The sequence below is a fragment of the Mycobacterium sp. 852014-52450_SCH5900713 genome (assembly GCF_001667075.1).
Lineage (GTDB): Bacteria > Actinomycetota > Actinomycetes > Mycobacteriales > Mycobacteriaceae > Mycobacterium.
This window is the reverse complement of sequence record NZ_LZIL01000011.1, coordinates 226620-249783: the sequence shown is the minus strand read 5'-3', so window position 1 is coordinate 249783 and position 23164 is coordinate 226620. Positions and strand designations below refer to the sequence as shown.

Genomic DNA, 23164 nt, shown 5'->3' with positions numbered 1-23164 from the left:
CGCGTCGGTGCCCCTTCATCAACTCGTCGTGGCCCCTTCGGACGTCTCCGGCCAAAAGCTCGGCCTCGCGCTCAACGCGCCCGCACCGCCGCCGCTGGCGACCTGCCTTCTGCACCACCCCGGCGGCGGCGCCCTGCGGCTGGGGGTCCTGGGCGCATCGCACGTCGTCACCGTCGAGCACGGCGCGGGCCGGTTCTCCGAGGAGGTCTCCTGCACGGCACGCGGCCTCGGCGTCGACCTGCCGGAGCACACGGCCGCGCCCGGCTACTCCCTGCAATCCCGCACCGACTCCTACGACGAGGCGGCCTTCCGCCGGATGGCGCGCGACCTTCGTGACCGGTGCGCGCGGGAAAAGGGCTGGCTCGGTGGCACTTTCCCCGGCGACGACGCCGCGCTGACCGCGCTGGCCGCCGAACCCGACGGCGCCGGCTGGTATTGGCAGACCTGGCACCTCTACCCGCGCAGCCCTTTTGGCTCGGGCGGCGACGTGGTGCACACGGTGAGCCGGTGGCACCCGTGAGCCGCAATCGCCTGTTCGTGATCGCCGGTGCGCTGGCCGTCGCGGCCGTCGCCTGCCTGGTGCCCGGAATCATTCTGTCGCAGAAGAACATTGCTTCCTACATCGCGAGCCACTATCACGAGTACTCCCACGACGCGAACGGGAAGCGCTACGAATGCAGCGGGCCTCCCGACGACGTGGCCGACGCGCTCGCCGAGTATCAGGCCCCCGAGGCGCGGGCCGCCAACGGCGACAGCGAGTACCTGCGCTACAGCAGCAACATCGTGATCGTCGGCCCCGACGGCAATCGCCCGTGCAGCATCCGCCTGGAAGGCCTGAACGCCGGATACAGCCACGGCGCTTTCATCTTCCTGGGCCCCGGATTCAGCCCCGGCTCACCCTCGGGCGGCGCCGGGGGTACGCCCGGCGGCCCCGGCGGAACCAAGTGACGGCTCACCACCACAAAGGAGAAAACCATGTACCTCGCCGTCGAGATCGGCACCGTCGATCTCAATCCCGTCCTGAAGGGCGCAGTCGCAACCATCCTGTACTTCCTGGTCGGCATGGCAGTGCTGCTTATCGGGTTCTACGCGGTCGACGTGTTGACCCCGGGCAATCTGCGCCGGCTGGTGTTCATCGACCGCCGCCCCAACGCCGTCATGGTCGCGGGCGCGATGTACATCGCCCTGACCGTGGTCATCATCACCGCCATCGCGAACAGCTATAGCCAGCTGGGTCAGGGGCTCGTCGGTGTGGCGGTGTACGGGCTGATGGGCGTGATCCTGCTGGGCATAGCGCTGCTCACGATGCACCTGCTGATACCGGGAAGTTTCCACGAGCACATCGACGAGCCGGAGCTGCATCCGGGATCGTTCGCGGTGGCGCTGATATTGCTCGCCGTGGGAGGGGTCACGGCCGCTGCGGTGTCATGACCTCCGTTGATCTGCCGGTGCCAGAGGTGAGCCGGCCCGCGGAGCCCTCGGTGCGCTGGCGCGCCGTGCTGCTGGCCGCCGTTGCGGCATGTGCGGCGTCCGGCATCGTCTACGAACTCGCGCTGCTCACCCTGGCGGCGAGCCTCAACGGCGGCGGCATCGTCGCCACGTCACTGATCGTCGCGGGCTACATCGCCGCGCTCGGGGTGGGGGCCCTGGTGGTCAAGCCGCTGCTGGCGCACGCGGCGATCGCGTTCATCGCGGTGGAGGTGCTGCTGAGCATCGTCGGCGGGTTGTCCGCGGCGGCCCTGTACACGGTGTTCGCCTTCATCGACGACGAATCGATGTGGATGCTGGCGGTGGGCACCGCCCTGATCGGTGGGCTGGTCGGCGCCGAGGTGCCGCTGCTGATGACGATGCTGCAGCGCGGTCGCAGTGGCGAGGCGCCCGACACCGGCCGGACGCTGGCCAACCTCAACGCCGCCGACTACCTCGGCGCGCTGCTGGGCGGGCTGGTGTGGCCGTTCCTGCTCTTGCCCCACCTGGGCATGATCCGCGGCGCGGCGGCCACCGGCATCGTCAATCTCCTGGCGGCGGCCGTCGTGGCGATCTTCGTGCTGCGCCGGGCGGTTTCGGCCCGCCAACTGGCGACGGCGCTGTGCGCGCTCGCCGCAGCGCTCGCCCTCCTGGTCACACTGCTGGCGCGGTCGGCCGACATCGAAACCACGAGCAGGCAGCGCCTCTACGCCGACCCGATCATCGCCTATCAACACTCGGCCTACCAGGAGATCGTGGTCACCCAGCGCGGTAACGACATGCGCCTTTACCTCGACGGGGGCCTGCAATTCTCCACCCGGGACGAGTACCGCTACACCGAAAGCCTGGTCTATCCCGCGCTCGGGGCGAGTGCGCGATCGGTCCTCGTCCTCGGGGGCGGCGACGGGCTGGTGGCCCGCGAGTTACTGCGTCAGCCGGGCATCACGAGGATCGTGCAGGTGGAGCTCGACGCCGCGGTGATTCAGTTGGCGCGCACCACGATGCGCAGGGCCAACGGCGGCTCGCTGGACAGCCCGCGGGTCAAGGTGGTGATCGACGACGCGATGCGCTGGTTGCGCTCGCCGCACCCGGACGTCGTCCCGCCCGGGGGCTTCGACGCGGTCATCGTCGACCTGCCCGACCCCGACACCCCGGTCCTGGGGCGGCTGTATTCGACCGAGTTCTACGGACTCGTCGGGCACGCGCTCGCCGAAGATGGCCTGATGGTCGTGCAGGCGGGCAGCCCGTTCTCGACGCAGACCGCATTCTGGCGCACCGCCTCGTCCATCCGCGCGGCCGGCTACGCGGTGACGCCCTACCACGTCTATGTGCCGACGTTCGGTGACTGGGGTTTCGCGCTGGCCCGCCGTGGGGGCGGCGCGCCCACGCCCACCGTGCCGCCCAACGCACCCCCGCTGCGTTTCCTGAACCAGCACGTCCTGGACGCCGCCACGGTGTTCCCCGACGACACCCGCCCCCGCCCGCTCGAGCCCTCGACGCTGGACAATCCACGCATCGTCGAGGACATGCGGCACGGCTACGACTAGAGGCGGTTACTCCTCGTCGAGAGCGGCCAGCACCTCGTCCGACAGATCGACGTTGGTCCAGACGTTCTGCACATCGTCGCTGTCCTCGAGGGCGTCGACGAGCTTGAACACCTTCCGGGCGCCGTCGACGTCCACCGGCACGCTGACCGAAGGCTGGAAGCTGGCCTCGGCGGACTCGTAGTCGATACCGGCGTCCTGCAACGCGGTGCGCACCGCGACCAGATCGGTTGGCTCCGAGATGATCTCGAAGCTCTCACCGAGGTCGTTGACGTCCTCGGCGCCGGCGTCGAGAACCGCCGTCAGCACGTCGTCTTCAGTGAGCCCGTTCTTCTCCAGCGTGACGACCCCCTTGCGGGTGAACAGATACGAGACCGAGCCCGGATCGGCCATGGTGCCGCCGTTGCGGGTCACCGCCACCCGGACCTCGCCGGCGGCGCGGTTGCGGTTGTCGGTCAGGCATTCGATCAGCACCGCCACGCCGTTGGGCCCGTAGCCCTCGTACATGATCGTCTGGTAGTCGGCGCCGCCGGCTTCCTCGCCGGCGCCGCGCTTGCGGGCACGCTCGATGTTGTCGTTGGGCACCGAGGTCTTCTTCGCCTTCTGGATGGCGTCGTAGAGCGTCGGATTGCCCGCCGGGTCCCCACCGCCGGTCCGCGCGGCGACCTCGATGTTCTTGATGAGCCGGGCGAACTCCTTGCCGCGGCGCGCGTCTTTGACGGCCTTCTGATGCTTGGTGGTGGCCCACTTGGAATGGCCGCTCATTGGTGTCTCTTACCTCTTCTGTCTTCGAAGTTTCGCCAGACGAGTCTACGTGGGCGGGTGGCGGCGATCGCCCAGCCGCTCCCCTAGCGGCCCAACCGCCTCAGCAGTCACAAGGACCCAGGGATATGCGCCTTCCCGAAATTGATATCGCGCGCGCTATCAATTTCCGGGATCGCAGCACCACCCGAAAACTGGTGCGGATGTGACCGGTGCGTCAGGCGTTGCCGTTGACAATGTCCACGAAGAGCTGGTGGACGCGCCGGTCGCCGGTCATCTCGGGGTGAAACGCCGTCGCCAGCTTCGCGCCTTGCCGCACCGCGACCGTGTGCCCGGACGCTTCGGCCAGCGCCTGCACGTCGGCGCCGGCGCGCTCCACCCAGGGGGCGCGGATGAACACCGCGCGCACCGGACCGTCCAAACCGGCGAACGGTATGTCGCCCTCGAACGAGTCGACCTGCCGCCCAAAGGCGTTGCGTCGCACGGTCATATCGATCGCACGCAGCGGCAGCGCCTCCCGGCCGCCCGCGCCGGCGTCGAGGATTTCGCTGGCCAGCAGGATCATCCCGGCGCACGCGCCATAGGCCGGCAGCCCGTCGGCCAGCAGCCCGCGTAGCGGCTCCAACAGGTCGAGGTCGAGCAGCAGGTGGCTCATGGTGGTGGATTCGCCACCGGGAATCACCAGACCGTCGACCTTCTCCAGCTCCGCGCGGCGCCGCACCGGCATCGACTCGGCCCCGGCTTCGCGCAGCGCCGCCAGGTGCTCGCGGGTATCGCCCTGCAGCGCCAGCACCCCGATCAGGGGACGGCTCACGGCTGGAATCCGCGCTGGAAGCGGGTCAGCCCCTCCTGCATGACCGCCGCCACCATCTCGCCGGACTGGGTGAAGATCTTGCCCTGGCACAGCGAGCGACCGCCGCTGGCCGACGGCGAGGACTGGTCGTAGAGCAGCCACTCGTCGGCCCGGAACGCCCGCATGAACCACATCGCGTGATCCAGCGACGCGACCTGCAGATGCTGGCGGACATCGAGGTGGTTGACCTGCGCCGACCCCAGGAGCGTGAGGTCGCTCATGTAGGCCAGCGCGCAGATGTGCAGCACCGGGTCGTCCGGCAGCGGGTCGCGGTGGCGAAACCACACCTGCTGCTGGGATGCCTTGCCGGGCGACAGCTGCAAGCGCTCGCGCGGCACGATGCAGACGTCCCACTCCTCGAACTGCTTGAAGCCGGCGTCGTCGAACACCTTGATCGAGTCCAGACCGGGCAGCCCGTCTGGCGGCGGCGCCGCCGGCATGACGTCCTGGTGGTGGATGCCCTCCTGGTCGGTCTGGAAGGACGCCCCCATGCTGAAGATGATTTCGCCGTGCTGAATGGCATTGACGCGCCGGGTGGCAAACGAGCCGCCGTCGCGGGTGCGCTCGACGATGAAGACCGTGGGCTCGTTGGCGTCCCCGGGTCGCAGGAAGTAACCGTGCAGCGAGTGCACCTGGTAGCGCGGGTCGACCGTGCGCACCGCCGACACCAGTGACTGCCCGGCCACGTGGCCACCGAACGTGCGCTGGAAATATCCCGACTCCGGGCTGAACACCCGACCGCGGTAGATGTTGACCTCGAGTTGCTCGAGATCAAGGATCTCTTCGATCGCCACGGACTGTTTTTACCAGCCGCGTTCGGCAAGCCGGTGGGGCTGCGCGATCTGCTCGACGTTGATCCCCACCATGGCCTCGCCCAGCCCGCGCGACACCTTGGCCAACACGTCCGGGTCGTCGTAGAACGTGGTGGCCTTGACGATGGCGGCGGCGCGCTGCGCGGGATCCCCCGACTTGAAGATCCCCGAGCCGACGAACACGCCCTCGGCTCCGAGCTGCATCATCATCGCCGCGTCGGCCGGCGTGGCGATGCCGCCCGCGGTGAACAGGGTGACCGGCAGCTTGCCGGCCCGGGCCACCTCGACGACCAGGTCGTAGGGCGCCCGCAACTCCTTTGCGGCGACGAACAATTCGTCGTCCGACATCGACATCAGCCGCCTGATCTCGCCACCGATCGCCCGCATGTGCGTGGTCGCGTTGGAGACGTCGCCGGTACCGGCCTCGCCCTTGGACCGGATCATCGCCGCGCCCTCGCTGATGCGGCGCAGGGCCTCGCCCAGATTAGTGGCCCCGCACACGAACGGCACGGTGAACTTCCACTTGTCGATGTGGTGGGTGTAGTCCGCGGGGGTCAGCACCTCGGACTCGTCGACGTAGTCGACGCCGAGGCTCTGCAGGATCTGGGCCTCGACGAAGTGCCCGATGCGCGCCTTGGCCATCACCGGGATCGTCACCGCAGCGATGATGCCCTCGATCATGTCGGGGTCGCTCATCCGCGACACGCCGCCCTGGGCGCGGATGTCGGCGGGCACCCGCTCCAGCGCCATCACCGCGACGGCGCCGGCGCCCTCCGCGATGCGGGCCTGCTCCGGGGTGACGACGTCCATGATGACGCCGCCCTTGAGCATCTCGGCCATGCCGCGCTTGACGCGCGCGGTGCCGGTTCCGCTGCCGTTGGGTGACGCGGCGGTATCCACTGCTGATCTCCTTCAACCGTTGTCACCCCAGTCTAGTGGGGGCGGGAGACGAGTTTTCCCACTGTGGACCCACAAAAGGGGCCGATTGGCCCTAGGCCCGTAAATCGACCCCTTGCTACACACTTCATGGTTAGTTTGCTCACATCGCGGATTCGAACACGACGAATAGCGGGCCGCCTCGCACCGGGGATGGCGGCCGCCGACCTGGCTGAGGAGGGGTCAGGATGTTGCCGGATTTCGTGCTCTTGCCGCCGGAGATCAACTCCGCGCGGATGTATGCGGGACCGCGCTCGGGTTCGATGTGGGCAGCGGCGGCGGCGTGGGACGCGTTGGCCGCCCAGTTGGGCTCCGCGGCAAGTTCCTTCCAGTCGACGGTGTCGACCCTGACGGGTGGGGCATGGCAGGGTCCCGCGTCGATGACGATGGCGACGGCCGCCGCACCGTACGTGCAGTGGATGACCGCGACGTCGGCGCAGGCAGAGTCGGTGGCCAACCAAACCCGGTTGTCGGCAGCCGCGTTCGAGGCGGCGTTCACCGCGACGGTGCCCCCGGAGGTGGTTGCGGCCAACCGGGCGCTGCTGGCATCGCTCATCGCGACCAACCTCCTGGGCCAGAACACCGCGGCTATCGCGGCGACCGAAGCCCAGTACGCCGAGATGTGGGCCCAGGACGTGACGGCGATGACCGCCTACGACGCCAGTACCCGGGCGGCCGAGGCGACGTGGACCCCGTTCAGCAACCCACCCCTCACCCTGACGAGCCTGCCCACCCCGACCTTCACCTCGTTCGGGGAGCAGCTTTTTCAGGCCCTGACCCAGACGCTGACCCAGCAGCTGATGAACCCGATGTCGCAGCTGCAGATGCTCTCGACGCCCGCCCAGTTAGCGATGGAGCCCATGAACATGATGGTGGGCCAGCTGATGTCCGGCACCAATCCGTTGCTGAGCGGCGCGGGCAGCGTCCCCGCGATGGATCCGGTCGTGGCGTCGACGGTCAGCCCCGGCACCGGCGGCCCCATGACCGCGCAGCTCGCCGGGCGCGTGGTCTCGGCCGGTACGGGCCGGGCCGGTTCGATTGGGGCGCTGTCCGTCCCGGCGAGCTGGGCCGGCGCGCCCCCGGCGGCGGCCCCGACTCCCGCGGCCACGGTGGCACCCAGTGCCCCGGTCAGCCCCATTTCGGCGAGCCTGCCCACCACGCCGCACCTGCCCTCCACGGGCATCCCCGGGCGGGGGACGGCCACGGCCACACATTCGATCGCCGGAACGCGCGAAGGCCTGACACCGCGCGCGGTGCCGAGTTAGTCAGGAGCGGCGATGTCGTTCGTGATCACCGACCCCGACGCCCTGGCGGCGGCCGCCGACGAGCTGCAAGCGATCGGCTCGTCCATGGAGGCGACGAACGCGGCCGTGGCCGCCCCCACGACGGGAGTGCTACCGCCGGCTACGGATTCGGTGTCGGTGCGCGTGGCGGCGATGCTGGACACGCGTGCCCAGCAGTACCAGGCGCTCAGCGCGCAGGCGGAACTGTTTCACAACCAGTTCGTGGAGACCCTGATCACGGCAAAGACCGCGTACGCCGAAACAGAGGCCACGAACGCGGCCGCCATGCAGTCGTCGACGGGGTCGGACAAGATCGCGCTGATCATGGGCGGCACCGGCAACCCGTCGCCGGACCTCAGGTACATGACGTCCATCGAACAGGCGTATCTCGCCCAGAATTACTCCGGGTACACCCTGGTGAGTTTGCGTACGCCTGAACAGTTTTGGCCGATCACCGGGCTCGGCAGCGAAACCTTCGGCAAGTCGGTCTACCAGGGTGTGGCAACGCTGAACAGTGCAATCCTGACGCAGACCGCCGCCGGCAATCACGTTGTCGTCGTTGGTTACTCGCAGAGCGCGACCATTGCCAGCATGGAAATGCGCTACCTTCAGGCTCTGCCGGCCGCCCTACGGCCGAGTCAGGACCTGCTGAACTTCGTGTTGCTCGCCGACCCGAACAATCCGATGGGCGGCATCTTGACGCACTTCATTCCGGGCTTCGGTGCGTTTCACTTCGCCACCCCGCTGACGACGTCCTACGCGACCTCCATTTTCACGCTGCAATACGACGCGATTGCCGACTTCCCGCTGCATCCCTTGTGGCTCCCGTCGGACCTCAACGCCCTTTTCGGGTTCCTGGATCTGCACCACACGGTCCCCTTCCTCTCCGCGGCACAAGTCGCCAGCGCCCTGCACGAGCAGATCGGCAACCTGACCTTCTATTTCATGCCCACCACACAATTGCCGCTGCTCGATCCGCTGCGCATGTTCCTGCCCATCATCGGAAATCCGTTGGCGGACTTGCTGCAACCGTTCCTCAAGCCGATCGTCGACCTGGGCTATGCGCCCGGGCTCTTCCCGGGTCCGGTGAGCATTGCGGGGTATCTCGGCCCAGGCGTCGCGTCCGGAATTGGGAACCCGCTGTTTGCGGGATTGCCGCCGTTGGTCTCCAACGGTCTACCGAGCGGGTTCTGACCGCGTCAGCGGATCGATTGCAGCGGGCCCGGCGCGGCGGCGCCGGCCAGCGCGGCCGCGTCGGTGAGCAGTTCGGACAGCTGCATCGGGTACACCGTCTCACCGGCCGCGCCCAGTCGGGCGATCTCAGCGGAATCACACCAGCGGTGGCCGTGGATGTAGCTGCGTTCCAAGTCCGTTCGGTCCGCAGCGGACGGCTCGAAGCGGTGGGTGCGGTGTACGAAGTAGAACTCTTCGCTGTCGATCAAGGCGCCGTTGAACTCGAACACCTCGTCACGCCGCCACACGGGGCCGATCATCTCCGCCGGCGCCACTCGTAACCCGGTCTCTTCGGCCAACTCCCGGGCGGCCGCCTCGGCCAGCCGCTCCCCCTTGCGCACCTCGCCGCCCACGGTGATCCACCACCTCGGCGCGTGATCGCGGGCGATCGCCGGATCCGAACCGCGCAGCAGCAGCACCGCGCCGGTCTCGTCGAGCAGCACCACGCGCGCGGACGTGCGGTGGCTGAGCACCCCGTGGTCTCCGTGGGCCAGCGCGTGCGGCCGCTCGACGATCTCGAAATAGCTGGGCAGCGCGGCGGTTCCGCCGAGACGGAGCGTCCGCACCAGGAATCGTTCGCGCAGTGCCAGGGTGTCCCGCACGGCGTCGTTGTGGAAGCGGCGGGCCAGCACCACCCTGGCCTCCGCGTCGGCCAGCTCGGCGATCAGCCCGGCCGGCAGCGACGCCGGATCGACGATCGCCAGCGCGGCCGAAAGCTCGTTCTCGCACGACTCACGCGCCTGCCGCGGCGCGGCCTCGGCGGCGTCGGCCAGCGCGGCCAGCCGCCTGCCCTCGGAGGCACCGCCGTAGGCGTCGATGGCGACCGCACGCGCGACGACCGCGCGCCGCGCCAGCGCACCGTCGAGCGCCTGCCACGACAGGTCGTAGCGGACGTGCAGCCGGTCCAGCCGGTTGGCCGTCTGATACGCCCAGGCACCCAATATCGCCAGGAGCCCCACCAGTATCGCGATGGGAACGATCAGCCACGTCATCAGCTCGCCACCTTGACCTTGGCGCCGGCCGCGGCGACCGTCTCGTATACGCGTGTGATCTGGCTGGCCACCACCGACCAGTCGTAGCGCTGGACCGCGGCCGAACCGGCCGCCACGTAGCGTTCGCGCAGCACATCGTTTTCTAGCACCGAGACAAGGGCATCCGCGAGCGCTACGCCGTCGCCGACTGGCACCAGGCACCCGACTTCGCCGTCACACAACACGCGCCGGAAGGCGTCGAGGTCGCTGGCGACCACCGCGGTGCCGGCGGCCATCGCCTCGACGAGGACGATGCCGAAGCTCTCGCCGCCGAGGTGCGGCGCGCAGTACACGTCGGCGCTGCGCATCGCCGAGGCCTTCCCGGCGTCGTCGACCTGACCCAGAAAGCGAATATGCTTCACCAATTCGCCTGCCTGGCCGCGCAATTCGTCCTCGTCGCCGCGGCCGACGATGAGCAGCTGCACATCCGGCAAGCGCTGGACCACCCCGGGCAGGGCGTCGAGCAGGACCGACATGCCCTTGCGCGGCTCGTCGTAGCGGCCCAGGAACAGTACCGTCTTGCCCGGCCGCGGGTAGCCGTCCAGCGGCGGCGCCGAGGCGAACGAGTCGACGTCTACCCCGTTGGGGATCTCGACCGCGTCGGTGCCGAGCGCCTCCATCTGCCAGCGGCGGGCCAGGTCGGATACGGCGATCCGGCCGACGATCTTCTCGTGCATCGGGCGCAGGATGCCCTGAAACACCGTCAGCGTCAGCGACTTGGTGGTTGAGGTGTGAAACGTCGCAACGATCGGCCCCGCGGCGATGTTGAGGGCCAGCATCGACAAGCTCGGCGCGTTCGGCTCGTGCAGGTGAAGGACGTCGAAATCGCCTTCGGCAAGCCACTTCTTGACCTTGCGGTGCGTCGCCGGGCCGAACCGCAGCCGGGCCACCGAGCCGTTGTAGGGAATGGGGACGGCCTTGCCGGCGGAGACGACGTAGTCGGGCAGGGCCGCGTGCGGCGAAGCCGGAGCGAGGACGCTGACGTCGTGGCCGCGCCTGCGCATCACCTCGGCCAGCTGCAGGACGTGCGACTGCACCCCGCCCGGCACGTCGAACGAGTATGGGCAGACCATCCCGATCCGCATCAGGTCTCCCTGAGCCGCGCCCGTTTGGCGTCCGACAGGTCGGCCAGCCACTGGGGTTGCAGCATGTGCCAGTCCTCGGGGTGGGCGGCGATGTTCTCGGCGAACCGGTCGGCCAGCGCCTGGGTGATGGCCTGCACGTCGCCGCTGCTGCAGTCCAGCGGCGGCTGGATCCAGACCCGCGAACCGTCGTCGGCGAACCAGCAATGCGAGGGCAGCAGCGCCGCCCCGGTCTCGATCGCCAGCTTCGCCGGCCCGGCCGGCATCCGGGTGGGTTCACCAAAGAACTCGACCTCGACGCCGGAGCGGGTGAGGTCACGTTCGGCCATCAGGCAGACCACCCGGTTGTCGCGCAGCCGGTCACACAGCACCTCGAAGGGCGGCCGGTCGCCGCCGGACAGCGGCAGCACCTCGAAGCCGAGGCTTTCCCGGTAGTCGATGAAACGCCGATACAGCGATTCGGGTTTGAGCCGCTCGGCGACGGTAGTGAAGGTGCCGCGCGTCTGCGCCAGCCACACCCCGGCCATGTCCCAGTTGCCGCTGTGCGGCAACGCGCAGACCGCCCCGCGGCCCTTCGCCAGCGCCGCGTCCAGGTTGTCTGCCCCCTTGAATGTCTCGTCGAGTTGGCGGGCGACCGCGCGAAGATCCATCCCCGGCAGGCGAAACGCCTCACGCCAGTAGCGGGCGTAGGAGGCCAGCGAGGCCCGCATCAGCGCGTCGGGCACCTCGGCGGGCGGCACGCCGATGACGCGGGCCAGGTTCTTGCGCAGTTGGTCCGGGCCGCCGCCGCGGGCCGCATAGCGGGCGCCCGCCCCGAAAGCGGTGCGCGCGGCGAATTCCGGCATCGCGCGCACGGCCATCCAGCCGGCGGCGTACCCCCAGTCGCTCGCGGTGCCGGATGCCAGGCGGCGGGGGGTGGCGATCAAACCCATGCCCGGGATCACGGCATACGCTCCGTCGCGCCCGGCGAGGTCCACACGGTGCGCAACCGCTGTACGCAGGTGACCACGCTGGCCGCCGCCAGCAGCCACATCGCCACCGCCAAGGCGGGTGGCCAGGCGACGAAGGGGAAGTCGGACACGCCCGCACCTACCAGCACGATGATCAACCTTTCCGGCCGCTCGATGATGCCACCGTCGCCGCGCAGTCCGCTGGCTTCGGCCCGCGCCTTGATGTAAGAGATGACCTGCGACGTGACGAGGCAGATCAACGTCGCCACCGTCAGCAGCTTGTCGTGCAGGCCGAAGGCGATCCACCAGAGCAGTCCGCAGAACACCGCGCCGTCGCTGACCCGGTCGCACGTGGCGTCCAGCACGGCGCCGAAGCGGGTGCCGCCCCCGCGCTCCCGGGCCATCGCCCCATCGAGCATGTCGAACAGCACGAAAAACCAGACCACGCAGCCACCGACGAACAGCTTGCCCATCGGGAAGAGCGTGAGCGCACCCGCCACAGATCCGGCTGTGCCCAAGATGGTGACCGCGTCGGGGGTCAAACCCAGCCGCAGACACGCCCTGGCGGTCGGAGTGGTGAGCCGCGCGAACGCCGCCCGCGACAGGAACGGCACCTTACTCATGCGCGCCGCTCCTCCTCATCGCTACGCTCTGCATCGTCGCCGCCGCGACTCATGTGCGCCCGAGCCTCATGGCTGCTTTGTCCACTCCGTGGCCAGCAACCGCCGGGTTTCGCGCAGCAACTGCGGGATCACCTTCGAGCCGCCGATGATGGTGATGAAGTTCGCGTCGCCGCCCCAGCGCGGCACGACGTGCACGTGCAGGTGTTCGGCCAGTGAACCGCCCGCCGAGGTCCCCAGGTTCAGCCCGACGTTGAAGCCGTGCGGCCGCGAAACGTTCTTGATGACGCGAATTGCCTTCTGTATGAAGGCCATCAACTCCGCGCTCTCGTCCTCGGTGAGGTCCTCGAGCTCGGACACTCGCCGGTACGGCACCACCATCAGGTGCCCGGGGTTGTACGGGTAGAGGTTGAGGACGGCGTAGACGAGCTCGCCGCGGGCGACCACCAGGCCTTCCTCGTCGGACAGTCGCGGGATGTCGGTGAACGGCTGCTCGGTCTTGCCCGCGGAGTTGGGGTCGCGCTTCATCGGCGCCTCGGCCAGATAGTTCATCCGGTACGGCGTCCAGAGACGTTGCAGGTGGTCACTTTCGCCGACGCCCGTGTCCAGGATGGTGTCGTCGGCGTGCTCCTCTTCGGTCACTGTTTACTCACCGCCGGTCACCTTTACGAGTTCGGCTGTGGGAGCAGCATTTTGGCGATCGGCGATCCAAGCCACGATGGCGTCGACGGCGCTGTCCCGTGGCACACCGTTGATCTGCGTGCGGTCACCGAAGCGGAAGCTGACGGCACCGGCCTCGACGTCGCGGTCACCGGCCAGCAACATCAACGGGACGCGCTGGTTGGTGTGGTGGACGATCTTCTTGGCCATCCGGTCGTCACTGGCATCCACCTCCACCCGCACACCGTGCGATTTGAGCTGCGCGGCAATGCTTTCCAGGTAGGGCACGTGTTCGTCGGCGACGGGGATGCCGACCACCTGCACGGGCGCCAGCCACGCCGGGAACGCGCCGGCGTAGTGCTCGGTGAGGATGCCGAAGAACCGCTCGATGGACCCGAACAGCGCGCGGTGGATCAGCACCGGACGCTGACGCGAACCGTCGGCGGCGGTGTATTCCAGCTCGAAGCGGTCCGGCATGTTGAAGTCGAGCTGGATGGTCGACATCTGCCAGCTCCGGCCCAGCGCGTCCTTGACCTGCACCGAGATCTTCGGGCCGTAAAACGCCGCGCCGCCGGGGTCGGGGATCAGCTCCAGCCCGGAGGCCAAGCCGACGTCGCGCAGGACCTCGGTGGCCTCGTCCCATATCTCGTCAGACCCGGAGTACTTCTCCGGGTCCTTGGTGGACAGCTCGAGGTAGAAGTCGTTGAGCCCGTAGTCGGCCAGCAGGTCGAGCACGAAGTGCAGCACCGACGCCAGCTCGTCGCGCATCTGCTCACGCGTGCAGTAGATGTGCGCGTCGTCCTGAGTCATGCCGCGCACCCGGGTCAGGCCGTGCACCACGCCGGATTTCTCGTAGCGATACACGCTGCCGAACTCGAAGAGCCGCAACGGAAGTTCGCGATACGACCGCCCGCGCGACCGGTAGATCAGGTGGTGCATCGGGCAGTTCATCGGCTTGAGGTAGTAGTCCTGGCCCGGCTTGCGCACCGTGCCGTCCTCGTTGAACTCGGCGTCGAGATGCATCGGCGGGTACATTCCGTCGGCGTACCACTCCAGGTGACCCGACGTGACGTACAGCTGCGCCTTGGTGATGTGCGGAGTGTTGACGAACTCGTACCCGGCCTCGATGTGCTTGCGCCGCGAGTACTCCTCCAGCTCCCTGCGCACGACGCCGCCCTTGGGGTGGAAAACCGCCAGCCCGGAACCGATTTCGTCGGGGAAGCTGAACAGGTCCAGTTCGGTGCCCAGCTTGCGGTGGTCGCGGCGCTGGGCTTCCTCAATCAGCTCGAGGTGGCGATCCAGCGCCTCCTGGGACTCCCACGCAGTGCCGTAGATGCGTTGCAGGCTGGCGTTTTTCTGGTCGCCCCGCCAGTAGGCGGCGGAACTTCGGGTCAGCTTGAACGCCGGGATGTGCTTGGTGGTCGGGATGTGCGGACCGCGGCACAGGTCGCCCCAAACCCTTTGCCGGCTGCGGGGATTGAGGTTGTCGTAGGCGGTGAGCTCGTCGCCACCGACCTCCATGATGTCGGGGTCGCCGGACTTGTCGTCGACGAGTTCGAGCTTGTACGGCTCGTTGGCCAACTCCGAGCGGGCCTCGTCTTTGGACTCATAGACGCGCCGGGAGAACAGCTGTCCCTCTTTGACGATCTGGCGCATCCGCTTTTCCAGCGCCGCCAGGTCCTCGGGGGTGAACGGCTCCGCCACATCGAAGTCGTAATAGAAGCCGTCGGTGATGGGCGGCCCGATGCCCAACTTGGCGTGCGGGAACAGACCCTGGACGGCCTGGGCCAGCACGTGCGCGGCCGAATGCCGGATGACGCTGCGGCCCTCGTCGGTGTTGGCGGCGATCGGGGCGACCTCGACGTCGGATTCGGGCACCCAACTCAGGTCGCGCAACCTGCCGCCGGCGTCGCGCACCACCACGACCGCGTCCGGGGAACCCCGGCCCGGCAGCCCCGCCTCCCGCACCGCGGCCGCCGCGGTGGTGCCGGCAGGAACCCGGATCGGGGCTCCATCGGCCTGCGGGGTGGGCTGCGCGGCGGCACTCATCGGGTCAATTCTCCAGGCTTGGACATGTCGGAACGATCGCGACCATGCTATCCGTGTGGCCGACCACCACCCCACACCGCCGGGCCACCACTGATTGACCCCTCGATCGGAGTGCGCCTACCGTGCCAGCGTGGTTACCACCATCGAACGGTTGGCCGGGTGGGCCGCTGACCTGCGTCTCGACGACGTCCCCGACGCGGTGGTCGACCTGTGCCGTACCCAACGCCGATCCGTGTTCGCGGCAGCCGGCTGGGCCGTCAGGGCTGACCCGGCTTGAGCCGCACGAACAGGGCGTCGGCCTCGGTCAGCGGGGTGTCGCCGTCGGTCAACCGGCCGGACACGAAGATCTTGCGCCCGTCCACCCGGTCGATGCCGGCGTCGAACTGCAATTCCTTTTCGATCGGCACGATGCGGCGGTAGTCGATCTTCAGGTAGGCAGTGCGCTGGTAGGGCCCCCCGGTGAGCACCGAGGACGTCAACCCGAGCACGCTGTCGAACAGCATGCCCAGGCAGCCGCCGTGCACGGCACCGTTGCGGCCCAGGTGAAACCGGGCGAACCGGGCCGAGCCCTGGATGCGGCCGTCGTCGGTCTTGCGGGCCTTCATGGGCACGGACAGGATGTTGCCGCGCATCGGCAGGTCCATGCGGCGCCCCGACGGGGACTCCCACTCGTCGGCGTCGAACGGGCTCAGCAGCGCCGACACCTTGTCCAGCAGGTTGGCGGCCTCGGTGATCACCGCGTCGGGCGCGTCGACGGCGCGGGCGTGGTCCTGCAGGGTGCGCACGGCATCGATGAACCTGCCGTAGTCGGGCCCGCCCTTGGTCGTCGGCTCCGGTGGGTTGAACCCGCCGCCGCGGTGCTGCTGATGTTCCGCCACCAGCACACCGTATTGCGCGGCAGAAGGGGCGGCGCGGTCAGACCGTCTGTTGAGCCCCGGCCGCTGAGAGGGTTTCGAACTCGTCGTCGGTCAGTGTGATCTCGGCGGCGGCCACGTTTTCCTCCAGGTGCGCCACCTTCGAGGTGCCCGGAATCGGCAGCATCACCGGCGACCGTTTCAGCAACCAGGCCAGCGCCAGTTGCGACGGAGTCGCGTGGTGCTCGCCGGCGATGCGCTGCAGCGGGCCGTCGGGGGCGCCGAGCGGCCCGGCGGCCAGCGGGAACCACGGGATGAAGCCGATGCCCTGCTGGGTCGCGGCGTCCAGCAGCGGTTCGGCGCCCCGGGCGGACAGGTTGTACATGTTCTGCACCGAGACGATCTCGGTGGTCCGCTGGGCCTCGGTGAGTTGGTCGACGGTGATCTCGGACAGGCCGATGTGGCGGATCTTGCCCTCGTTCTTCAGCGTCAGCAGCTCGCCCACCTGGTCGGCCAGCGGGAAGTCCCGGTCGATGCGGTGCAGCTGGAACAGGTCGATGGTGTCGACGCCCAGGCGGCGCAGGCTCATCTCACATTCCTGCCGCAGATAACTCGGGTTGCCCAGCGGGATCCAGACGTCCGGTCCGGTGCGCAGCAGCCCCGCCTTGGTTGCGATGACCAACCCGTCGTAGGGGTGCAGCGCCTCGCGAATGATGTCCTCGGCGATGTAGGGGCCGTAGGAATCCGCGGTGTCGATGAAGTTCACGCCGAGCTCGACCGCGCGGCGCAGCACCCGGACGGCCTCGTCACGATCGGCCGGCGGCCCCCAGACACCCTTGCCGGTCAGGCGCATGGCGCCGAACCCGAGCCGGTTGATGGTCAGGTCGCCGCCGAGGCTGAAGGTTCCGGACGCTTCTGCAACAGTTTTCGAGTTTTGTGCGGTCACTTTTACGACCGTACGCCGGAAATGTCGCCGCGTATCTCGGCGTGGCAAGCTGAGCGGGTGGACTTAGCAGCGCTCGAGGAACTCCCGCTGACCTATCCCGAAGTGGGGGCGACCGCATCCGGCAACTTGCCCGCGGGATACGACCACCTACACACGGAGACCCAGATCGGCACGGGTCAGCAGCGCTTCGAGCAGGCCGCCGACGCCGTCATGCGCTGGGGTATGCAGCACGGGGCCGGGCTGGGGGTGCGGGCCAGCTCCGACGTTGCGGAGGTCGGCACAGTTGTGGTGGTGCGCATGGGTTTTCTGCCCGCGCCATGCCGCGTGGTGTACGTCGTCGACGAGCCCGACATCCGTGGATTCGCCTACGGCACGTTGCCGGGACATCCGGAGTCCGGCGAGGAGCGCTTCGTCGTCCGGCGCGACCCCGTCACGTCCGCGGTGTTCGCGGAGGTGACGGCGTTCTCGCGGCCCGCCACCTGGTGGAGTAAAGCCGCGAGGCCGGTGGTGTCGGTGGCGCAGCGCGTCATCGCCAAACGCTATCTACGCGGGGTCTGAGCCAGGGAGGCTATCGGCGCCCGATGCTGCCGGTGTGCACGCCCTGCGCCAGCCGGGCGAGCGCGATGGCGCCGACCAGCAGACCGAAGTCGCGCAGTGCCACGTCGTAGAAGCCCGGCCCGGTGAGCAGGTCGACGATGATCCCGGCCAGCCAGGCCGCGACCACCCATGCGCCGAACCGCGGCACCACGGCGACCAGCACGCCGGCCACGATCTCGATGACGCCCACCAGATACATGCATTGGTCGGCGGTACCGGGCACCAGGTCGTTGATCCAGCCGGCCAGGTACATGCTCCAGTGATGCGGGTGGGTCAGCACATTGAAGAACTTGTCCAGCCCGAAGACTATGGGCGCGATGGTGAAAACGGTGCGCAGCGCGTAGTAGGCCGACAGCGCCGGGTCCTTCAATTGGGCGGTGAGCGCTGGGGTGGCGTTGGTGGTGCTCATGAATTCCTCCTTCTAACAGATAATAATCTGAACGTTAGAATCTGTAGACTGTAGCGTCAAGACTTTTATCCGTTAGAAATGACCGTTGACGTGGACGACGACTCTCTGGAACGCGACGCCGCGGGCATCGGGGCGCTCGCCGACCCCGTGCGCCGCGAGCTCTACCGGTTCGTCTGCGCCCAGTCGGCGCCGGTGAGCCGCGACCAGGCGGCCGACGCGGTCGGGATTGCGAACCACCAGGCCAAGTTTCACTTGGATCGGTTGACCGCCGAGGGCCTGCTGGAAAGCGACTACGCGCGCGTGACCGGCCGATCCGGGCCGGGCGCGGGGCGGACGTCCAAGCTGTATCGCCGGGCGGGCCGCGACATCGCGGTCAGCCTCCCCCAGCGTGAGTACGAATTGGCGGGACGCCTGATGGCAAAAGCCATCGCCGAGTCCTCCTCCACCGGTGCGCCCGTTGTCGAGGTCCTCAACGGGGTGGCGCACGACTACGGGCAGACCATCGCCGCCACGCCGCGCCGGCCCACCAGCCCGGCAGCGGGACTGAGGCTTGCCGTCAAGGTCTTGAGCAGGTACGGCTACGAACCTCGCGCCGTCGGCCGCAGGATCGAACTCGCCAACTGCCCGTTCCACGCGCTTGCGCGGGAGCAGACCGAGCTGGCCTGCAACATGAACCACGCGCTCATCACCGGTGTCGCCGATGCCCTGGCGCCGCACGGGCCCGACGCCCAGCTGTGCCCCGGGCCCGACCGCTGTTGCGTCGTGCTCACCCCCGGCGAAGGCTAGGAGCCCCAGGCACTCAGCAAACGCTGTGCGCCCGAACACATTTCGTCGATCACCTCGGCGACCGACGCGTCGTCGCGGATCATCCCGACGCCCTGACCGGCGTCCACAGGCGCGACCCGGCGGTCGTCGGCGGCGATGGAGGCCGCGAGGTCGTCGCAGGCCTGCGGGTTGAGCGTGTCCTCTTTACCCGTCCAGCGCTCGACGAAGTCGTTGGTCAGCACCCGGGACGGAAATCGCGCGGGCCACGGCCGGGCCTGGGCGACGTCGAAGGCCCGGGTGACCGCGGTGTCGGTGGCCCGGGCCGCGATCAGCGCGCGGCGGCTGCCGTCGCCGGATAGCGCCTCCGGACAAGCGGCCAGGCGGGTGCCCACCCATGCCCCGCTCGCACCGGCGGCCAGCACGGCGGCCAGGCTGCGCGCCGAAGCGACACCGCCGCCCGCGAGGACCGGCACCGAGACGGCGTCGAGCACGGTGTCGAGCAACGGCAGCGTCGCGAGCTTCGTCTCACCGTGACCGCCGCCCTCGGACCCCCGGGCGACCAGAATGTCGACGCCGGCATCGGCCGCCTGACGCGCCCCCACACCGTCGTATACCTGTGTGGCGGTGGGGATCCCGGCGTCATGCGCCTTGGCGACCCAGGACCAGTCGGTCCCGAAACTGACCGACAGCAGGGCCGGCCGCGCGGCCAGGGCATCCTCGAGCAGACCCGCCTCGGTGCGCATCACCCAATCGACCAGGCCGATGCCGAACGAACCCCGCACGTGCTGCAGCTGGGTTCGCAGCAGTTCCCTGGTGGCGACGCTGCCCATGCCGACCATGCCCAGGCCGCCGGCCGCGGTCACCGCCGCGGCCAGCCGACCGCCGGCGACGCCGCCCATGGGCGCGTTGACGATCGGCACCCGCAGCCCGAACTCCCTTGACCAGGGCGTGGAAAGCATCCGGCTAGTGAACCGACGGAATGGTCTTCAGCACGGTCAGCATGACCACCGAATCCTCGACCGCCTGCAGGGCGTGCCGTTCGGTTGGGATCGCGACGTAGTCGCCGGTTTTGCCCTCCCAGGCGTCACCGCCGATGGTCAGGCGCACGTGGCCCTGCAACACCTGCAGCGTTGCCTCCGCGGGGCCGTCGTGTTCGGAAAGCTCATGGCCGCCAAGCAAAGCCAGCACGGTCTGCCGAAGTTCGTGGCTGTGGCCGCCGTGGATGGTGTGGGCGGCCCGCCCGCTGTGCGATTCCTTGGCCTCGGCCAGCTTTTCGGACGCGAGGTTGGTCAACGAGATCGATTCCATAGCAGAGTCCTTTGCGGTTGAACGACACGATCAGGCCGTCAGTAGCAGTATCCCCGCCACGACCAACGCGATTACCTTGACCACCTCGAAGCCGACGTACACGTAGTGGGCTCGGGAGCGCGGACCGTCTGACCCGGCGAGCACCCGGTCCGAGCGGCGGGCCAGTCGGGGGCGCACCGCGATCAACTGGACGGCCAGCGCGCCGGCTGCGACGAAAATCGCGACGGTGACGCCCGTCGTCGTCGGGCCCCCGACCACGAGCGCCACGAGGACCAGGGCGAAGCAGACCTCGACGGTGTTCAGGGCCCGGAACACCAGCCGCCCGATGCCGAGCCCGATCTGCAACGTCACGTTGGGCGCGCGGAATTTCAGCGGAGCTTCCAGGAACGAGATCGCCAGCACCATGCCGAGCCACACGAAGGTGACCGCAACGGCGATCGCCGGGCCGGTGCTCATTTGGCCGCGGTCCGCGGCGCCAGGTGCGCCACGCACAGGTCCGGTTCGACGAACGCGTCGAGCCGGTCGACCGACACCGGCGCCCCCCATGCCTCCATGGCGCCCTGCATGAGGCCCAGGTGCACCGGGCACACGACGGCGGTCCGGTTCTCGGCCAACTCCAGGAACGGGCAGTGCCGCAGGCCGACCTGTTGCTCCCCGTCGGTCGCCCGGCGTTCGGGCGCGAAGCCGAGCTCGTCGAGCATGTTGACCAAGTGGTCGATCGCGTCGTCGGCGCTGGCGGGTTCCGTAGGCACCGCTTCCAGGCTGGCTTCCAGTTTTTGCCCCCAGGCCCGGCCCGCGGCCAACGCCTTGGCACCGGCATCACGCTCTCCGGCGAACGCCACGGCCAGGATCTCGGCGAGCAGGCGATAGTGCCGCGTGCCGCCGCGGTCCATCTGCCGGACCGCGCGGAACATCAGCGGCGGGCGGCCCGGCCCCTTGCGATCCAGCTCGACGTGCTCCACTTGCCCGTCGCCGACCAGGCTGTCGAGGTGGAAGCGGACGGTATTCGGGTGCACGCCCAGCACGTCGGCGATGGCGGCGATGCTCATGGGATCGGGTGACGCCCGCAGCACCCGCAGGACCGCGCGGCGGCGGCTGGCGGATTCCCCGATCGACGTCGGCGACAACTTCACGGGACCTTCACGCTCCTTCCGCTTGGTCAGCCCTCGGCTGAGCGGCCACCAAAGGCGTGTCTACACCGAGCGGACCCATCTTGGCCGCCCCACCCGGGGATCCCAAGGGGGCGTCGCGGCCCGGCAGCGTTTCGGTGAAGAAAGCCTCATTGTCGGCCAGGTACGGCCTGAGCTCCTCGGGCAGGTCGTCTTCGTAGTAGATGGCGTCGACCGGACACACCGGCTCGCACGCGCCGCAGTCCACGCATTCATCGGGATGTATGTACAGCGCGCGGCCACCCTCGTAGATGCAATCGACGGGACACTCGTCCACACAGGCGCGATCCATCACGTCGATGCATGGCTTCCCGATCACGTACGTCATGGGCTAGAGTTTACACAACATTGCTTGTAAAAACGAGTGCGACTAAATGCTTTGCGCCGAAGCCGGTTTCGCGTCTTCTGGGTGGGCGAGCCGATAAACCTCGATGAGGCGCGCCACATCGGTGGGCGTAACGATGCCGACCACCTGCGCGCCATCGAATACCAGGGCACGGCTGCGTGGACCGGCCGGTGCCATCCGCTCCAGCAGGGCGGTCAGCGGCTCCTGCGGTGCACCGGACGGCACCTCTTGCAGCGGTTGCGCGACCTCCCCCACGGTGACGGTGGCGCGCTGGCCTGGCGCGACCTCACGCAACCGACGCAACGTGATCAGACCGGTGATCGCCCCGCCCCGGTCGACGACCGGGTACGCCGAATGCCGGTCACCAAGCACATAGCGCTGGACGAAATCGTCGACGGTGATCCAACCGGGCGCGGTATGCGGCCCCGCGGTCATCGCGTCGGCGACGCGGACGCCGGAGAACATCTGCTGGGTCGATAGCCGGGTCTCCTCCTCGCGACTGGCGGCGAAGATGAACCAGCCGATGAACGCCAGCCAGACACCGCCGACCACACCGCCCAATAGAAATTCGGCCAGCCCCAGCCCGATGAGGATGAAGGCGACCACCCGTCCGGCGTGCGCCGCGCCGATGCTCGCTCGCACGCTGTCCCCGTGGCGGCGCCACAGGATGGCCCGAAGCACCCGGCCACCGTCCAGGGGCGCGCCGGGCAACAGGTTGAACAGGCCCAGCAGCAGATTGATGACGGCCAACCAGGAAGCGACCCCGATCACGATGGGAGCGGCGCGCACGGTATGCAGCGCCGCAACGAGCCCGCCGAAGGCGGCGGCCAACGCCAGGCTGGTGGCCGGCCCGGCGATCGCGATCCGGAAGGCCGCCTTGGGCGTCTTGGCCTCGCCGCCGAGGGTGGTCACGCCGCCGAACAGCCAGAGCGTCACGCTCCCCACGGACACCCCGGCGCGGCGGGCGACGACGGCATGCGCGAGCTCGTGTGCCACTAGCGAGGCCAGCAGCACCAGCGCGCCGCACGCTCCGGCCAACCAGTAGGCGCCGTGCGAATATCCTTTGACGGTTCCGGGCAGCGTGCTTGCCAGGCTCCAGGTGAACAACCACAGGATGACCAGCACGCTCCAGTGGACGTTCACCGGAAATCCGGCGATCCGCCCTATCGGGATCGCGTCGCGCACGTCAAACCTCCAAAGTCATTGAGGAGAGCCGGTTCAACTGCCGCCTCTGGCTCGAAAGTAGGACGCCGCCGCGGCCACCGCTAGGGCACTAGGACCCCGCGCGGGCGGCCAATCGGCCTGCGTGGGGACACGGTCAGAATTCGCACCGGCGTCCGAGGCAGCCGCCGCTGAATGTGGCGTCGGCGGGTCGTCCGCACCATGTCGCTGCCGGCCCGGGTGGCGTCGCCCCGGGCCCACCACGGCTATTGCGGGCGCCGGCTCCGGTGATGACTTTGGACCCTATCCGCAATCTGCGCGTGACGG

The 23164-nt window shown here is 68.8% G+C and carries 28 protein-coding genes; 9 read left to right on the top strand and 19 right to left on the bottom strand.

Annotation, left to right across the window (positions count from 1 at the left end; genetic code table 11):
* Window positions 1-7 precede the first annotated feature (7 nt).
* From A5773_RS05100 to A5773_RS05085, 4 genes are read left to right on the top strand one after another with little or no spacing between them, the layout of a single operon-like run.
* Window positions 8-520, top strand: coding sequence for a DUF2617 family protein (locus tag A5773_RS05100; RefSeq protein ID WP_066950010.1), 513 nt, complete (start codon window positions 8-10; stop codon window positions 518-520).
* Window positions 517-948, top strand: a complete 432-nt coding sequence (locus A5773_RS05095; protein ID WP_066950575.1) for a DUF4247 domain-containing protein — start codon at window positions 517-519, stop codon at window positions 946-948. Before A5773_RS05100 ends, A5773_RS05095 begins: the two co-directional genes overlap by 4 nt.
* Window positions 949-975: 27 nt before the next feature.
* Window positions 976-1431, top strand: coding sequence for a DUF350 domain-containing protein (locus A5773_RS05090; RefSeq protein ID WP_066950014.1), 456 nt, complete (start codon window positions 976-978; stop codon window positions 1429-1431).
* Window positions 1428-3014, top strand: coding sequence for a polyamine aminopropyltransferase (locus tag A5773_RS05085; protein ID WP_067262168.1), 1587 nt, complete (start codon window positions 1428-1430; stop codon window positions 3012-3014). Before A5773_RS05090 ends, A5773_RS05085 begins: the two co-directional genes overlap by 4 nt.
* A 6-nt stretch (window positions 3015-3020) precedes the next feature.
* On the opposite strand, the gene A5773_RS05080 is transcribed toward A5773_RS05085, so the two are convergent.
* The 4 genes from A5773_RS05080 to pdxS all read right to left on the bottom strand — a co-directional run bounded on the left by A5773_RS05080 (window position 3021) and on the right by pdxS (window position 6278).
* Complete coding sequence (locus A5773_RS05080) at window positions 3021-3776, bottom strand: YebC/PmpR family DNA-binding transcriptional regulator (RefSeq protein WP_067205682.1); 756 nt, start codon at window positions 3774-3776, stop codon at window positions 3021-3023.
* Window positions 3777-3990: 214 nt separating this feature from the next.
* Window positions 3991-4587: a pyridoxal 5'-phosphate synthase glutaminase subunit PdxT gene (pdxT, locus tag A5773_RS05075; protein ID WP_066950022.1), complete on the bottom strand. Its 597-nt coding sequence runs from the start codon at window positions 4585-4587 to the stop codon at window positions 3991-3993.
* On the bottom strand, window positions 4584-5420 hold the full coding sequence (tesB, locus tag A5773_RS05070; RefSeq protein WP_066950025.1) for an acyl-CoA thioesterase II: 837 nt from the start codon (window positions 5418-5420) through the stop codon (window positions 4584-4586). Before tesB ends, pdxT begins: the two co-directional genes overlap by 4 nt.
* A 9-nt stretch (window positions 5421-5429) precedes the next feature.
* Window positions 5430-6278, bottom strand: coding sequence for a pyridoxal 5'-phosphate synthase lyase subunit PdxS (gene pdxS, locus A5773_RS05065; protein ID WP_231989162.1), 849 nt, complete (start codon window positions 6276-6278; stop codon window positions 5430-5432).
* A 284-nt stretch (window positions 6279-6562) separates the two neighbouring features.
* Between pdxS and A5773_RS05055 the strand changes: the two genes are divergently transcribed.
* Both A5773_RS05055 and A5773_RS05050 read left to right on the top strand, forming a co-directional pair.
* Window positions 6563-7639 (top strand): PPE family protein, encoded by a 1077-nt coding sequence (locus A5773_RS05055; protein WP_082948093.1) that lies wholly within the window; start codon window positions 6563-6565, stop codon window positions 7637-7639.
* A 12-nt stretch (window positions 7640-7651) separates the two neighbouring features.
* Entirely contained in the window at window positions 7652-8851 is a 1200-nt protein-coding gene (locus A5773_RS05050; RefSeq protein WP_067789780.1) for a PE-PPE domain-containing protein, read from the top strand.
* 5 nt (window positions 8852-8856) lie between these two features.
* On the opposite strand, the gene A5773_RS05045 is transcribed toward A5773_RS05050, so the two are convergent.
* From A5773_RS05045 to thrS, 6 genes are all read right to left on the bottom strand, one after another.
* Window positions 8857-9882 (bottom strand): NUDIX hydrolase, encoded by a 1026-nt coding sequence (locus A5773_RS05045; protein ID WP_067789777.1) that lies wholly within the window; start codon window positions 9880-9882, stop codon window positions 8857-8859.
* Window positions 9882-11006 (bottom strand): glycosyltransferase family 4 protein, encoded by a 1125-nt coding sequence (locus tag A5773_RS05040; RefSeq protein WP_066950045.1) that lies wholly within the window; start codon window positions 11004-11006, stop codon window positions 9882-9884. Before A5773_RS05040 ends, A5773_RS05045 begins: the two co-directional genes overlap by 1 nt.
* Complete coding sequence (locus A5773_RS05035) at window positions 11006-11935, bottom strand: phosphatidylinositol mannoside acyltransferase (protein WP_066950578.1); 930 nt, start codon at window positions 11933-11935, stop codon at window positions 11006-11008. Before A5773_RS05035 ends, A5773_RS05040 begins: the two co-directional genes overlap by 1 nt.
* Before the next feature lie 8 nt (window positions 11936-11943).
* Window positions 11944-12576 (bottom strand): phosphatidylinositol phosphate synthase, encoded by a 633-nt coding sequence (gene pgsA, locus A5773_RS05030; RefSeq protein WP_066950047.1) that lies wholly within the window; start codon window positions 12574-12576, stop codon window positions 11944-11946.
* Between the two features lie 66 nt (window positions 12577-12642).
* Window positions 12643-13215: an HIT domain-containing protein gene (locus A5773_RS05025; RefSeq protein WP_066950050.1), complete on the bottom strand. Its 573-nt coding sequence runs from the start codon at window positions 13213-13215 to the stop codon at window positions 12643-12645.
* A gap of 3 nt (window positions 13216-13218) precedes the next feature.
* Entirely contained in the window at window positions 13219-15282 is a 2064-nt protein-coding gene (gene thrS, locus A5773_RS05020; RefSeq protein ID WP_067789774.1) for a threonine--tRNA ligase, read from the bottom strand.
* A gap of 130 nt (window positions 15283-15412) precedes the next feature.
* Here thrS and A5773_RS25920 point away from each other — a divergent pair, with 130 nt between their 5' ends.
* Window positions 15413-15559 carry a hypothetical protein gene (locus A5773_RS25920; RefSeq protein WP_156659322.1) on the top strand — a complete coding sequence of 49 codons (147 nt, stop codon included), beginning with the start codon at window positions 15413-15415 and terminating at the stop codon, window positions 15557-15559.
* Here A5773_RS25920 and A5773_RS05015 read toward each other — a convergent pair.
* Both A5773_RS05015 and A5773_RS05010 read right to left on the bottom strand, forming a co-directional pair.
* Complete coding sequence (locus A5773_RS05015; protein WP_066950057.1) at window positions 15540-16166, bottom strand: PaaI family thioesterase; 627 nt, start codon at window positions 16164-16166, stop codon at window positions 15540-15542. The genes A5773_RS25920 and A5773_RS05015 overlap by 20 nt on opposite strands.
* Window positions 16167-16197: 31 nt before the next feature.
* The gene (locus A5773_RS05010; protein ID WP_067789772.1) at window positions 16198-17082 is read right to left on the bottom strand and encodes an aldo/keto reductase; all 885 of its coding nucleotides are present in this window, start codon (window positions 17080-17082) and stop codon (window positions 16198-16200) included.
* Window positions 17083-17139: 57 nt separating this feature from the next.
* Between A5773_RS05010 and A5773_RS05005 the strand changes: the two genes are divergently transcribed.
* Complete coding sequence (locus A5773_RS05005; protein WP_066950062.1) at window positions 17140-17640, top strand: DUF1990 family protein; 501 nt, start codon at window positions 17140-17142, stop codon at window positions 17638-17640.
* A 10-nt stretch (window positions 17641-17650) separates the two neighbouring features.
* Here the strand turns inward: A5773_RS05005 and A5773_RS05000 are convergent, their stop codons facing one another.
* Complete coding sequence (locus tag A5773_RS05000) at window positions 17651-18088, bottom strand: DoxX family membrane protein (RefSeq protein ID WP_067789769.1); 438 nt, start codon at window positions 18086-18088, stop codon at window positions 17651-17653.
* 78 nt (window positions 18089-18166) lie between these two features.
* Between A5773_RS05000 and A5773_RS04995 the strand changes: the two genes are divergently transcribed.
* Complete coding sequence (locus A5773_RS04995; protein WP_156659325.1) at window positions 18167-18874, top strand: metalloregulator ArsR/SmtB family transcription factor; 708 nt, start codon at window positions 18167-18169, stop codon at window positions 18872-18874.
* On the opposite strand, the gene A5773_RS04990 is transcribed toward A5773_RS04995, so the two are convergent.
* The 6 genes from A5773_RS04990 to A5773_RS04965 are packed head-to-tail and all read right to left on the bottom strand — an operon-like array spanning window position 18871 to window position 22861.
* Window positions 18871-19812 (bottom strand): nitronate monooxygenase family protein, encoded by a 942-nt coding sequence (locus A5773_RS04990; protein ID WP_066950066.1) that lies wholly within the window; start codon window positions 19810-19812, stop codon window positions 18871-18873. The genes A5773_RS04995 and A5773_RS04990 overlap by 4 nt on opposite strands.
* Window positions 19813-19816: 4 nt before the next feature.
* Window positions 19817-20161: a cupin domain-containing protein gene (locus tag A5773_RS04985; protein ID WP_066950069.1), complete on the bottom strand. Its 345-nt coding sequence runs from the start codon at window positions 20159-20161 to the stop codon at window positions 19817-19819.
* Between the two features lie 30 nt (window positions 20162-20191).
* On the bottom strand, window positions 20192-20617 hold the full coding sequence (locus A5773_RS04980; RefSeq protein ID WP_066950585.1) for a hypothetical protein: 426 nt from the start codon (window positions 20615-20617) through the stop codon (window positions 20192-20194).
* Window positions 20614-21294, bottom strand: a complete 681-nt coding sequence (locus tag A5773_RS04975) for a metalloregulator ArsR/SmtB family transcription factor (protein ID WP_156659328.1) — start codon at window positions 21292-21294, stop codon at window positions 20614-20616. Before A5773_RS04975 ends, A5773_RS04980 begins: the two co-directional genes overlap by 4 nt.
* Before the next feature lie 7 nt (window positions 21295-21301).
* Window positions 21302-21658, bottom strand: coding sequence for a ferredoxin (fdxA, locus tag A5773_RS04970; protein WP_067789767.1), 357 nt, complete (start codon window positions 21656-21658; stop codon window positions 21302-21304).
* Between the two features lie 42 nt (window positions 21659-21700).
* Window positions 21701-22861 carry a site-2 protease family protein gene (locus A5773_RS04965; protein ID WP_067789764.1) on the bottom strand — a complete coding sequence of 387 codons (1161 nt, stop codon included), beginning with the start codon at window positions 22859-22861 and terminating at the stop codon, window positions 21701-21703.
* Window positions 22862-23164: the final 303 nt, after the last annotated feature.

What these genes read in the sequence shown, in the direction of transcription:
- A5773_RS05090 (WP_066950014.1), top strand. Translation starts at nt 976, where the DNA reads ATGTACCTCGCCGTCGAGATCGGCACCGTCGATCTCAATCCCGTCCTG.
- A5773_RS05085 (WP_067262168.1), top strand. Translation starts at nt 1,428, where the DNA reads ATGACCTCCGTTGATCTGCCGGTGCCAGAGGTGAGCCGGCCCGCGGAG.
- A5773_RS05080 (WP_067205682.1), bottom strand. Translation starts at nt 3,776, where the DNA reads ATGAGCGGCCATTCCAAGTGGGCCACCACCAAGCATCAGAAGGCCGTC.
- pdxS (WP_231989162.1), bottom strand. Translation starts at nt 6,278, where the DNA reads ATGGCCGAGATGCTCAAGGGCGGCGTCATCATGGACGTCGTCACCCCG.
- A5773_RS05055 (WP_082948093.1), top strand. Translation starts at nt 6,563, where the DNA reads ATGTTGCCGGATTTCGTGCTCTTGCCGCCGGAGATCAACTCCGCGCGG.
- A5773_RS05050 (WP_067789780.1), top strand. Translation starts at nt 7,652, where the DNA reads ATGTCGTTCGTGATCACCGACCCCGACGCCCTGGCGGCGGCCGCCGAC.
- A5773_RS05045 (WP_067789777.1), bottom strand. Translation starts at nt 9,882, where the DNA reads ATGACGTGGCTGATCGTTCCCATCGCGATACTGGTGGGGCTCCTGGCG.
- A5773_RS05040 (WP_066950045.1), bottom strand. Translation starts at nt 11,006, where the DNA reads ATGCGGATCGGGATGGTCTGCCCATACTCGTTCGACGTGCCGGGCGGG.
- A5773_RS05035 (WP_066950578.1), bottom strand. Translation starts at nt 11,935, where the DNA reads ATGGGTTTGATCGCCACCCCCCGCCGCCTGGCATCCGGCACCGCGAGC.
- pgsA (WP_066950047.1), bottom strand. Translation starts at nt 12,576, where the DNA reads ATGAGTAAGGTGCCGTTCCTGTCGCGGGCGGCGTTCGCGCGGCTCACC.
- thrS (WP_067789774.1), bottom strand. Translation starts at nt 15,282, where the DNA reads ATGAGTGCCGCCGCGCAGCCCACCCCGCAGGCCGATGGAGCCCCGATC.
- A5773_RS05000 (WP_067789769.1), bottom strand. Translation starts at nt 18,088, where the DNA reads ATGAGCACCACCAACGCCACCCCAGCGCTCACCGCCCAATTGAAGGAC.
- A5773_RS04995 (WP_156659325.1), top strand. Translation starts at nt 18,167, where the DNA reads ATGACCGTTGACGTGGACGACGACTCTCTGGAACGCGACGCCGCGGGC.
- A5773_RS04990 (WP_066950066.1), bottom strand. Translation starts at nt 19,812, where the DNA reads ATGCTTTCCACGCCCTGGTCAAGGGAGTTCGGGCTGCGGGTGCCGATC.
- A5773_RS04985 (WP_066950069.1), bottom strand. Translation starts at nt 20,161, where the DNA reads ATGGAATCGATCTCGTTGACCAACCTCGCGTCCGAAAAGCTGGCCGAG.
- A5773_RS04980 (WP_066950585.1), bottom strand. Translation starts at nt 20,617, where the DNA reads ATGAGCACCGGCCCGGCGATCGCCGTTGCGGTCACCTTCGTGTGGCTC.
- fdxA (WP_067789767.1), bottom strand. Translation starts at nt 21,658, where the DNA reads ATGACGTACGTGATCGGGAAGCCATGCATCGACGTGATGGATCGCGCC.